We start from the raw sequence: 11,369 nt of genomic DNA, 5'->3' as shown, positions 1-11,369 counted from the left end.
CGAAGCGCGACGCTATCAGCGGCTTCGGCCGCCCGTTTGAGTTCGTGTAACGACAAGGCAAGCTCCTGTGCGGCAAGGACAAGTCAGCAGAGAGTTCACCAGGAGGCAGGTTGCAGCGGACATAAAAAAACCCGCCTCGTGTGGCGGGTTATGTGTCACTGCTATCAGACGCGCGCTAACCCACCATTCGATGAATGATGCTAATAATCAGCGCAATACGGATGTCGAGGCAGTTCATGCGTTCGATCTTCGTTGACTTGAGGCGCTTTGTCAATCCCTGTTGATTGCGATGCGCGCAGCTTTGAGCGCTCTGCATTGCGCACAACCCTGCCCGACGCGGCGCTTACGCGCGATAGTGAACAGCGTCACAGCTATCCCAAACCGGACCCGTCGATCTCAACGCCGTAGAGCCTGCGCGACGCGCAACCCGCGATCCGGCACGGCGGCCGGACACCGTGCATTCAATATACGCTCGCGCAGAAACCGGTCGAACTGCGCCATCACCACGTGGCGCGCGGACTGTGAAAAGAGCGCATGGTCGACCTTGCCGATCAGTTTCACGTCGATGTTATTTAACTTATCGAGGCGATTACCACGGGGTCCGAAATGAATTTCGAGTGCGTCCAGTCCTTCATCGAGCGAACCATAGATCAATGACGTCTGCACACCCTTACGCTCCAGGTCCAGAACGAGTCTGCGCACTACGCCGCCCGGCGTGCGTTGGCCGAGCAGCCACTCGAGCCCTTTACCGGCGCGAGAGGAAAGGCGCGCGCCCAAACGGCGAGCGAGTTCGATCGCGATCGTCCGGCCATTTGCCTGGCCGGTCAACAAACGTAGCCATTTACGCGGATCGCGCATGGCGCGCCGGTATACGACGCTCGCCGCCATATGGCGAGCGCCGGGCCGCGTTTGCGCGCCATCCCACGTGAAAAACGGCAGATTGACGGCCGCGCAACCCACCACTGCCGGGTGCGTCTGCGCCGTATGCAGGCTGACGTAGGCACCTGTGCACACGCCGAACATCACGGTTTCCGGATACCCCGCCGCCACGAGCCAATCGACACCCGCTTTGGCATCCGCGAGCGCATATTGCGCGTACACCTTGTCGAGCGACAGCGCGGCGTCACGACGCTGACTATCGCCGAGGCCGCTCAAGTCCATGCGCAACGAGGCGATGCCCTTGGCCGCCAGATAGCGCGCCATCAGCACCGTGAAGCGGCCGTCGCCGATACGGTGCACGCCGCCGGTATTGACGAACAATACGGCCGGCGCACCTTCACACGCTCGCCGCGGCTGACAGAACACGCCGGCATAGCCGCCGCCCTCAAACACCACCGGCGTTTCGCGCCCATGCGCGAAATCGATCTGCGCGGTCGTTGCGCCCGCAAGCATCTCGACGCGCGGCTCGGGTTCAGTGAGCGCGGCGGCACCGAACCATTCGAGCACGCTCGCGAACGCCTGATCCGGAGTTTCGCTGTAACTGGGATTGAGCAGAAACTTGCCGTATTCGCCGAAAAATTGCAGATCGGTTGACGCACCGAGCGTCTGATAATGCGCGGCCACGCGCTTCAGACGCGCGTTCTCATTCAGATCCTGCAGCAACACGCGCCGCGCGGGCGATTGCGTAGTCCGTTCGAGATCCACCTTGGCGAGCGCTTCGAGCGTATCCGGATACAAACGGAAGCCGTGTGCGCCGACCGTGTTGGCGGCCTCTTCACCGAGGCTGAGTCCGAGCGCCTGCTGCGAACTGAGCCAACTCTGATGCTGAAGCTCCAGCTCACGCATGTAGCCCCTGCCCGAACTGACTGGCATGAGCAGCACCAGATCGTCGACGCCGCCCATCTGTTCGGCGGCCAGCGCCGCCAGCGTCGCGCCAAAACGCAGCCCGCACAGACTCAGGCGCGTCACCGCGGTTTCGGCGCGCAGCCACAGCGCTGCCGCTTCGATGCTGTCGAGCCACGCACGCATGCGTTGCGGGTCGTCTTCGTTGCCGCTCGAATCGCCCGTGCCGGGATAGTCGAAGCGCAGCACCGCGATATCGCGCGCGGCGAGCCTGTCGGCGAGGTCACGCCAGCCTCGATAAGTGCACAGTGCTTCATAGCCAAACGGGTTGCACAGCACGACGCCCGTCTCGGGTTGCGTGCCGGCCGGACGGTGCAGCCATCCGAAACAGCCGCCGAACGTAACCGGTGTCATGGTGAGCTGAGCGGGCGTGATCGGCCGACGCAGCGCCACTTCAGGTTCGCGTTGCAATCGACTCCTCCGGCACGATGAGCGCGATCACGCTTGCGAGGGAATCGATGCTTTCAAACATCTCGTGCGTGATCAGCGCGCCTGGAATCTCAACGGCGAATTCGTCCTCGATGGCCATCATCACGCGGACTGCGCCGAGCGACGACAAGCCGGCGGCGTAGAGACCATCCTGATCGCCGAGCGTATCGACCGATACGGCGAGACAGGCGGTCTGGCGAAGAATGCGGCGCACATGAGTCTTCATTCTGATTTCCCCGATACTTCAATTTTTCAACGCGGCACTCATCCATCGAGCGCGCACAAGAAGACGTTGCCGCACTGCGCTCAGGTGAGCACGTCGCCGGTCACACAGTGCTCGGCGAGCGCCCTTCTGTCGACCTTGCCATTTACATTCAGCGGCAACGTGTCCAGCATCACGACCCGTTGCGGTACGGCATACGCCGGCAAGCGCTCACGGCATGCCAGCAGAATCTGCGCGGCACCGTGTTGCGCGCACGTCACGAAAGCCACCAGGCCAGCCGCGCGCCCCGCTTCGTCGACCGGCCACGCGATGACCGCGCATAGCGCCGCCTGACTGCATGATCGAACGACATGCTCCACTTCTTCGAGCTCGATACGGTTGCCGCGAATCTTGATCTGCGTATCCAGCCGGCCTTGAAACACGATTCCCTGACCGGGCACCTCGCGCGCGGCGTCAGCGCTCCGATACCAGCGCGACGCGCTGCGGCCCGCATACAGGTTCGAAATGAATCGGCGATTGCCGGGGTCATCCGCCGACAGATACCCGGACGCGACCTGCGGACCACCAATCAGCAATTCACCGCTGACGCCCGGCGCGACCGGTTCGAGCGCGGCGTCCACGATCAACAACTCCATCCCCGGCAACGCACGGCCAAGCGGCATCACCGTGTGGCGCGGATCGGCAAGAAATGCCGCAGTGACTTCGAAGGTGGTGCACGCAACCGTCGTTTCAGTCGGCCCGTACATGTTGAAAACCCGGCTGTTCGGCGCGGCGCGCCGCCAGGCTTGCACCAGCTGACGCTGCAGCGGTTCACCGCCGAACAGCGTCACGCGCAGGCTGGGGAATTCGTCCGGCTGCAGTTTGCGGAACTGCTGCATGAAAGCCGCGACAGAAGGTACGCTGCTCCAATGCGTGATTGCGTGTTCCTTGATGAAGGCCGCGTTGTAGATCGGCTCGACCGTCTTCGGTACAAACAGGCATGCGCCGTTCGCCCAGCACACGAACATGTCGTGCACCGAGGGATCGAAGGAAAGCTCGCATAACTGCACGTAGCGCGCTTCGGGAAGCTTTTCGAACAATTCCAGTTGCCCCGTCACATAGGCGCAAGCATTCTCGTGCGAAATCGGTACGCCCTTGGGTGCGCCGGTCGAGCCTGACGTGAACAGAACGTAGGCCTGGTCGTGCAACGCGCGAGGAGTGGCCGCTTCGGCCTCGTTTGGCCCGTCAGATAGCCGCGTCTGCGCGAAGCGGGCAGATGCCTCGCAGAGAGGGGATGCCTCCCTGAATTCCTGGGAGACTGTTCTGACTTCTTCGCTTACGTCGTCGAGCAGGAAAATTTTCGGCGACTCGTCCAGCAGCGACACCACTTCGTCGAGTAATACGGCGCAACGCCGGTCGACCAGCATGACGGACGCGCCCGATTGCTCGATTACCGCGGCAATACGTGCAACCGGCACGTTGGGATTGAGCGGCACGTAAGCGCAACCAGCCCTGAGGATTCCTAGCAAACCCGCATAGGCATCTATGCTGCGATGGGCGAACAACAGGCAGCGTCGCGCTCGGCCGGCTGGCAATACCGGGCCCAAGGCGGCCGCGATCCCACAGGCTCGCGAGGCAACCTCGCCGTAGGAATACGAGCGCTGGTCGACCCATAGCGCGGGACGATCCGGCTCACGCGCGGCAGTATCGAAGAAGAATGAATCCAGCATTCACGGCCTCGACGCATGGGGCAAAGTGCCGGCGTTGCCGAACCGGTCGCGCGAGCGTGCCGGAGCGGCGGCCAGCCATGCCAGCAGCCCGCTACCGGGCAACTGAGCTACCCGGCGGCGTGCTGCATTATCGTAGGAGAATTCACAAGACAAAGACGCGGACAGCAAGCGGCCACGCAGGCTCGTCGCGCGCTATCGCTTGATGAGCCTGACGGTCAGGTCTTTGTAAGGATCATAGATGCCGGTGAGGCCGGCCTATGTGCGATAGCGCTCTCAACAGACGAATGAGCATTCGTCGGCGTGCCGCCGTCAGCACGCCGGGGCGCCGCGGCGATATCAGTTGCGCACGCCGCTCTGCTTCCTGAAGGCGCTCAGAATGCGCTGTTCCAGCGAGTTGTAATCGCCGCCGAAGTGGTGATCGCCCGAGGTGCGAATCACTTCCACGCCGGTTTTCGTCAGCGACGGACACAAGGTGTCTTTTTCGTTCTCGCCGTAGAAGCACTGCACGATCGCGGGCGGCACACGGGTCAATTCCGGCTGGACTTTCAGTGCCTTGTCGCTTGCCGGCATGCCGAGCCAGCCGCCCACGCGGATCTGAAAGTCGGCGTCCGGCGCGAAGCCGAGCAACGCGATCAGCGATACCTTCTCGCGCAACGCGGGCGGCAGACGGTTATAGGCGAACGGCATCACGTCCGCACCAAACGAATAGCCGACGAGCGCGACGTGCTGTGCGTTCCAGCGTGCGCCGTAGGTTTGCATCACCCGCGCGAGGTCGCGGCTGGTTTGCGCAGGCGGCTTCTCGCTCCAGAAATAGCGCAAGCTGTCCCAGCCGATCACGGAGACGCCGTCTTTCTGCAAAGCCTGGGCGATGGTCTTGTCGAGATCGCGCCAACCGCCGTCGCCGGATATCACGATCGCCATCAGGCCGTTCGGATGCGCTGCCGGCAATTCGATCAGCGGCAGATCGGACACATCGTCATCGCTCGTCGACACCGCTTGCAGATGTGGCGTGACCAATGCAACGAGCCGCGTGCGATCGGCGCTACCCGTAGCCGCTTTTTCGACGAAACCCGGCACCTTGTCGCGGATCACCGTCGGATCCGGCGGACACGGCTGGAAGCGCGGATCGAGGGTGCGCTCGGCGTCCACCGCGACCGCGCCGGCAATCGTATTCGAGGGCGCCTCTTCGAGCACGTGCATGGCGAGCGTCGCGCCCTGCCCGGTACCCACGACGATCGGCGCGAAATAGTGGCTCGATTGCGACTGCCGTTCGAGCTGGTGGCTCAACGCTTCGGCATCACCCACCAGCTGATGGCAGGCTTCTTTCTTCGCACCGAGATTGGCCGCATAGCGGGCGGTGTCGACGCCGACGGTCAACGCACCGGCCTTCGCAAGCGCATCGGCGCTTTGCTGATCCGCCGCGCTCCAGCCGCTGGCTTGCGAGTACAGCACCACGAAGCCGCGCAACGGACCTTCCGGCTGCGTGACCTTCACGTCGCCATAACGGCCGCCAGGCACGGTGGTGGTCGCGGCGTGCGCAAGCGCGCCGCCAATCACGAGGCCCGCCATCACTGCGGCCCGGAAGAACGAATGCAATGTCATGAACGCCGGCCTCCCGCCAGCAATGACAGGTCCGCGAGCGTGAAGAACACGCCCACCGAACCCGACGCCGCGAGATAGCGCGGCTCCCAATGCGGCTGGAATTTGCTCTTGAAAGCGCGCAGTCCGCGGAAATTATAGAAACGGCCGCCGAAACGCCACACGATGCCGGCGAACCGGTGCCAGCGCGAAGCGAGTGGCGTGGGCTGCATGCCGGACAGCGGCGCGATGCCGAGGCTGAGCGAGCGGAAGCCCGCCTGCTTCAGATGCAGCGCAAGTTGCGTGAACAGATATTCCATTGCATACGGCGACGCGCTTGCTACATGACGCATCACGCCGACCGTCGCTTCAGTGTTCATATCGGTCGTCATGAAGGTGACGAACGCGGCCGGCTCGCCGTTCTGACGCACCAGCATCACCGATTGCGCCGCGAGATACTCGTCCGTGAATGCGGCGACCGAGAAGCTCTTTTCGCGCGCGTCGCGGCTGTCGAGCCAGCCATCGGAAATCTCGCGCAGCGTTTCAAGCGACGCCGGCACGTGCGCCTGATCGATCACTTCGACGGTGAAGCCATCACGCTCGCCGCGCTTGAGCGCATAGCGAAGATGCGCGCGATGCGAGCCCTTCAGATCGAAGTCGTCGAGCACGACATGCGCTTCTTCACCGAGTTTCATCAGCGTGAGACCGGCGTCGAGATAAAGCGGCAACGCGTTGGCGCGCACCTGATAAAACGCCGCGCGCCCGCCGTGGGCATGCGCGAGCGCGACGAACTTGCTGATCAGAGCGGCCCACTCTTCGCGCGGCCCCACCGGATCGTGCAAAGCGGCCCATGTGCGGCCATATTTCGCGTACATCAGAAAAGCCTGCCGCGACTCGGAGAACAGGAAGCTCTTGTCGCCCATCAGCGCGAGGCCGGCGTCGCTACGCTCCTGCGCGCGAACGATTCGCGCCGCGTCGTGCAGATCTTCCGGCGCCGGCTTGACGAAGCGGCCCGGTGCGGGACGCAGCAACTGCCAGAACGAGAACACCGCCGCAAAGAGGCTGGCGGCCAACGTCGCGCGCAGCGCACGCGGCGCGCGTTCGTCGAAGGCGAATTGCCACCACAGGTCGCGCGTGTACGGCACGTCGCGAAAAGCAAACAGCATGACCCACGTGGCGAGCATCAGCACCATCGCAACCGAAACCAGCCAGCCCGCGGTAAAGCGCTCGGCGAACAGCGAGGAATGACGGTTGAAACGCTGGCGCGTGGACAGCAGCAGCACGATCAGCATACCGAGCACGCCGGCTTCCACGAACGCAAGACCTTTGGTCAACGACAACGCGAGACTCAGCACTGCCAGCATGAGCGTCATCCACCACGCGGCGTCCAGCCGCCGCAGCAAACCACGCGCGACGAACAGCAGCAGCACGCCGAGCACGCTGCAGAGCATCTGCGAACTTTCGAGCACCCACAGCGGCAGCACGTCGCGCAGAATGCGGATGCGTTGCCAGAACGCGGGCGTCGCGCTGGAAATCACCAGCATGCCACCCACCACGAACGTGACGAGACTCAGGAACAGCGGCGCGAGCTTCGAGGCGGCGGCCGCGTGTTGAAACGGCAGTCGGCTTTTCAGCGCCCGTCCCTCGAAACCGGCGAGCAGCGCGGCCGAGACGATCAACGGGACACCGAAGTAAATCGCACGATACGCGAGTAACGCGGCAACCATATGATGCGTTTGCACGCTACCGTTCAGCGTGAACACCATCGCCGCCTCGAACACGCCGACGCCCCCGGGCGTATGGCCGATCATGCCGAGCAGCATCGCTGCGGCGTAGACCGTGATGAAGGTTACGAAGCTCACGTCCGCATGCGGCAGCAGCGCCCACAAGGCGAGGCCGGCGGCCACCACGTCGAGGACCGCGAGCGCCACTTGCGCGAGCAGATCGCGGCGCGCGGGAATGTCGAACGAGAGCCACTGCCAGCGCGTGCGGACCGGGCGCGTTTCGCTGCGGCATGCGGTGGCCGCCAGTCCGAGCACGACGAGCAGCGCCGCACCGCTCCAACGCAGCGCGACCGGTTCGAGATGCAGCATCGGCGCGAGCGTGCCGGCCACGCCGAGCATGCCGAGCGCCGTCATCAGCACCAGCGCGAGCGCGAGCGAGACGCTCGTGAACACCGTCATGCGCCCGATCTGCGCGGGCGTGACGTTCGCCACGCTGTAGACGCGCGCGCGCACGGCGCCGCCTGTCAGCGCACCGAAACCGGTGGCGTTACCGAGTGCGGAGCCCGCGGTCGCACCGATCCACAGCGCCGCACGCGGCACGACTGCGCCCAGATAGCGCAAACCGACGGCATCGCGGCCGACCAGCGCCACGTAACTGAGCGCGGTGGCGCCGAGCGCGGCGGCCCATTCGCCGGCCGTCAGTTCACGCAACTGACGCATCACCGAGCGATAGTCCACCGCTTGCGAGAGATGTTGCAAGACGACCAGCAGCAGCGCGCCAAGCACTAGCGCGAGCAAGGGCGAGAGAAGCCCGCGGTCAGAGAGCGTTTTCGATGCACGGTCGAACATCGCGCCTAGCCGGTCGAATTTATTGTTATATCGATGGAACATGGTCAATGCGGGGCCTTGCTTGGAGCTGTCACGACGACAATTCGTCCGCCGCGGCGTCGCCTCTTATTGGCGATTACAAATGGATAACGGCACAGAGGTGAAAAGGTTGACAGTGTCAGCCCTGCCGCGGGGTTTAACCTGGGCCCGCTGCATCGAATGCGGCACGCGGCATGACAGAGCGAAACGCGTGAATAAACGGTCGATATTGCCGATCGGATGGCAACGACACGCACCGCCTTTCGGCAGGGGCTGAAGTTTAAACGCTATTTGCGCGCTGCGAATGAAGAATCGACGGCGCGTGGTGACGGCCGGACAGGATGGGGACGGCGCGCAGGTAGAGGGTCACACTGGTGCCGATGACACTTTTGATCTGCGCGTTGATGACGCGCAGCGACCCGTGCGCGCGAAGCAACGCTCGACATTGTCGAACGGGCCTCGCGGCTACCTCACGCAACGGCACGCGAAAGCGTGCCGTGCAAACAGCAGCGGCGCAACGCTGCGCCCTGCTCTGCGAGTCAGCGCGCGAAGAGCGCGCCGCTTTTGATTACTCCGGACGACGATGCGCTTCAGCGATCACCGCGCAATTTTGCAGATGGAGATTCAGTGCATGCAGCGCCAGTGCGCGCAGCTTGCCGAAAAACGTGTTGCTCGTGGAGACAGTAGCGCGGGCGGCGGCGTTGGAAGCGGTGTTCATGACAGACTCCTGTATAGGGTTTATACCTAGGCAATAACCCGATTATACCGAGCTTCTGTCGCACTGCAACAAATATCAATAAAGTGTCGGACCTTTGCCGCAGAAGGCCGGCCGCCATAGAGACAATCTTAAAAAGGGTGACATCGGAGCGTTGTCTTTTAACCATGCGCACCGTACAGGTGCAATAATGCCTCTTTGACCGTGAACGCCCGACGCAGCCCGCCTTCATGACCGTCGTCCAGAAAGCCCTGATTGCGCCCCTTATCGTCGCGTGCGCGATGTTCATGGAAAGCGTCGACGCGAACGTGATCGTCACCGCGCTGCCGGCCATGGCGCGCGATTTCGGGCGCGATCCGGTCACGCTGAAAATCGCGGTGACGAGCTATGTGCTGGGACTCGGCGTGTTCATTCCCGTGTGCGGATGGCTCGCCGACCGGTTCGGCGCGCGCACGATCTTCCGCACGGCAATTGGCATTTTCGTGACGGGCTCGCTGCTGTGTGCCGCTTCGAACTCACTCGCCACCTTCACGCTCGCGCGCTTCGTGCAGGGTGTGGGCGGCGCGATGATGGTGCCGGTCGGGCGGATCATCATTTTCCGCGTGGTGCACAAGTCCGACTTCATCCGCGCGATGAACTACCTGAGCGTCCCCGCGATGCTCGGCCCCGCCGCCGGACCGCTGCTCGGCGGCTTCATCACCACGTATCTGCACTGGCGGCTGATTTTCTTCATCAACGTGCCGATCGGCATTCTCGGTATCTATCTGACCAACCGGCACATCGCCAACACGCGCGAGCCGGACCCGGGTCCGCTCGACTGGATCGGTTTTTTTCTTTCGGCTGCCGGCGCGGTGTTGCTTCTGCTTGGGCTGTCGCTGGTCGGCGGCGAACTGATTTCGAATCGCGACGCGCTCGGCATGTGCGCATGCGGCGCCATGTTGCTCGCGGCTTATGTCGCCTACGCGCAGCGCGTGCCGCTTCCGCTGCTGGACTTGCGCTTTTTCAAAGTGCCGACGTTCCAGGCGAGCGTGCTCGGCGGTTCGCTGTTTCGTATCGGCCTCGGCGCGTTGCCGTTTCTATTGCCGCTCATGCTGCAGGAAGGCCACGGCATGAGCGCGTTCGAATCCGGCCTGATCACCTGCGCGTCCGCATTCGGCGGCATGTTCATGCGCACGGTCGCCTCGAGCGTGCTGCATCGCTTCGGTTTTCGTTCGGTGCTGGTGGTCAATGCCGCGTTGTCGGGAATCTCGATCGCGGCCTGCGGACTGTTCTTCCCCGGCACGCCGACGTGGATCATCTGGATCGTGGTGCTGCTCGGCGGATTCTTCCCCGCGTTGCAGTTCACGAGTCTGAACTCGCTGACTTATGCGGAAATCGCCAGCCGTGACGTGGGACGCGCCACGAGTCTCGGCAGCGTGGTGCAGCAGATGTCGCTCGGGCTGGGCGTGACGATCGGCGGTATCGTGCTGCAAATCTCGCGCGTGCTGCACGGCCATCCCGGTATCACGTGGTCGGATTTCTGGCCGGCATTTCTGGTGGTCGGCCTGTGCTCGTTCGCGTCGATTCCGGTCACGCTGCGCATGCCACATCGCGCGGGCGAGGAGATCTCGCGAGGCGGTCGCGGCTGATTAGTTGTCGATCGGCTCAACGACTGAACGGCTGGGCGGATTTATCGGTTACGCGCACGGCACGGGCACGCTTCAGGCCTTCTTTCGGATCACGCTCACCTCACCGTTGCGTTCGAGAATCGCCGCGGCCACATCGTTCATTGAACGTGAGCCGGTTTTCTGGCGTACGCTCTCCTGAACATCAGTCGGCGTGATGAGCGCGGCGTTCATTTCGCGTGAGTTGAACTCGCCGTTGCTGAACACTTCCCGTTCGACACCGCCCACCAGCCGCTCCAGCACGGACGAGCGCATGCACGCCCACGCCAGCAAACGATGACACACGACGATCGCTAACGACGCCGCCACCGTTGCGACAAACGGCGATGCCCCGACGATCGCCCGGCTCAGCGTTGCACCGAGTAGTATCACCACCACGGAATCGAACGGCGAGCGTTGTCCGAACGAGCGCCGCCCTGAGATCCGGATCAGCACAAGCGCGACCAGAAATACAACGATCGAACGAGCCGCCATCTGTAGCGGATCGAGTGTCCTGCCCTGACCGAACAGCAGGAAGATTGCGTCCATCATGCCACCCTCCTCGCGGCGTACTGCCGGATTAGTCGAGTGTTGATTACGCGCGCCGGAGACATTGGGCGGCTCCGTACGCCTTATGCG

8 protein-coding genes are annotated in these 11,369 nt (G+C 63.4%); 1 reads left to right on the top strand and 7 read right to left on the bottom strand.

Going from position 1 to position 11,369, the window contains the following annotated elements; genetic code table 11:
• Nucleotides 1–396 precede the first annotated feature (396 nt).
• The 6 genes from P0D70_RS30205 to P0D70_RS30180 form a co-directional block, all read right to left on the bottom strand.
• Entirely contained in the window at nt 397–2,253 is a 1,857-nt protein-coding gene (locus P0D70_RS30205; protein WP_408187176.1) for a serine aminopeptidase domain-containing protein, read from the bottom strand.
• Nucleotides 2,237–2,497, bottom strand: a complete 261-nt coding sequence (locus tag P0D70_RS30200) for an acyl carrier protein (protein ID WP_091793813.1) — start codon at nt 2,495–2,497, stop codon at nt 2,237–2,239. The genes P0D70_RS30205 and P0D70_RS30200 overlap by 17 nt, the downstream gene beginning before the upstream one ends.
• An 80-nt stretch (nt 2,498–2,577) precedes the next feature.
• On the bottom strand, nt 2,578–4,203 hold the full coding sequence (locus P0D70_RS30195; protein WP_408187175.1) for an amino acid adenylation domain-containing protein: 1,626 nt from the start codon (nt 4,201–4,203) through the stop codon (nt 2,578–2,580).
• Between the two features lie 336 nt (nt 4,204–4,539).
• Nucleotides 4,540–5,805: a virulence factor family protein gene (locus tag P0D70_RS30190; protein WP_408187174.1), complete on the bottom strand. Its 1,266-nt coding sequence runs from the start codon at nt 5,803–5,805 to the stop codon at nt 4,540–4,542.
• Nucleotides 5,802–8,354, bottom strand: coding sequence for a bifunctional lysylphosphatidylglycerol flippase/synthetase MprF (gene mprF / locus P0D70_RS30185; protein WP_286162036.1), 2,553 nt, complete (start codon nt 8,352–8,354; stop codon nt 5,802–5,804). Before mprF ends, P0D70_RS30190 begins: the two co-directional genes overlap by 4 nt.
• Nucleotides 8,355–8,940: 586 nt before the next feature.
• Nucleotides 8,941–9,090: a hypothetical protein gene (locus P0D70_RS30180; protein WP_408187173.1), complete on the bottom strand. Its 150-nt coding sequence runs from the start codon at nt 9,088–9,090 to the stop codon at nt 8,941–8,943.
• Nucleotides 9,091–9,317: 227 nt separating this feature from the next.
• Between P0D70_RS30180 and P0D70_RS30175 the strand changes: the two genes are divergently transcribed.
• On the top strand, nt 9,318–10,715 hold the full coding sequence (locus tag P0D70_RS30175; protein ID WP_408187172.1) for an MFS transporter: 1,398 nt from the start codon (nt 9,318–9,320) through the stop codon (nt 10,713–10,715).
• A 72-nt stretch (nt 10,716–10,787) separates the two neighbouring features.
• Here the strand turns inward: P0D70_RS30175 and P0D70_RS30170 are convergent, their stop codons facing one another.
• Nucleotides 10,788–11,282 carry a DUF421 domain-containing protein gene (locus tag P0D70_RS30170; protein ID WP_408187171.1) on the bottom strand — a complete coding sequence of 165 codons (495 nt, stop codon included), beginning with the start codon at nt 11,280–11,282 and terminating at the stop codon, nt 10,788–10,790.
• Nucleotides 11,283–11,369: the final 87 nt, after the last annotated feature.

Origin of the sequence: Paraburkholderia sp. RL17-381-BIF-C (genome assembly GCF_046026435.1) — a bacterium.
Classification (GTDB): domain Bacteria; phylum Pseudomonadota; class Gammaproteobacteria; order Burkholderiales; family Burkholderiaceae; genus Paraburkholderia.
This window is presented reverse-complemented; position numbering and strand designations above follow the sequence as displayed.

Excerpts from the sequence above, each read along its gene's own strand:
- P0D70_RS30200 (WP_091793813.1), bottom strand. The coding sequence starts at position 2,497 with ATGAAGACTCATGTGCGCCGCATTCTTCGCCAGACCGCCTGTCTCGCC.
- P0D70_RS30195 (WP_408187175.1), bottom strand. The coding sequence starts at position 4,203 with ATGCTGGATTCATTCTTCTTCGATACTGCCGCGCGTGAGCCGGATCGT.
- P0D70_RS30190 (WP_408187174.1), bottom strand. The coding sequence starts at position 5,805 with ATGACATTGCATTCGTTCTTCCGGGCCGCAGTGATGGCGGGCCTCGTG.
- mprF (WP_286162036.1), bottom strand. The coding sequence starts at position 8,354 with ATGTTCGACCGTGCATCGAAAACGCTCTCTGACCGCGGGCTTCTCTCG.
- P0D70_RS30180 (WP_408187173.1), bottom strand. The coding sequence starts at position 9,090 with ATGAACACCGCTTCCAACGCCGCCGCCCGCGCTACTGTCTCCACGAGC.
- P0D70_RS30175 (WP_408187172.1), top strand. The coding sequence starts at position 9,318 with ATGACCGTCGTCCAGAAAGCCCTGATTGCGCCCCTTATCGTCGCGTGC.
- P0D70_RS30170 (WP_408187171.1), bottom strand. The coding sequence starts at position 11,282 with ATGATGGACGCAATCTTCCTGCTGTTCGGTCAGGGCAGGACACTCGAT.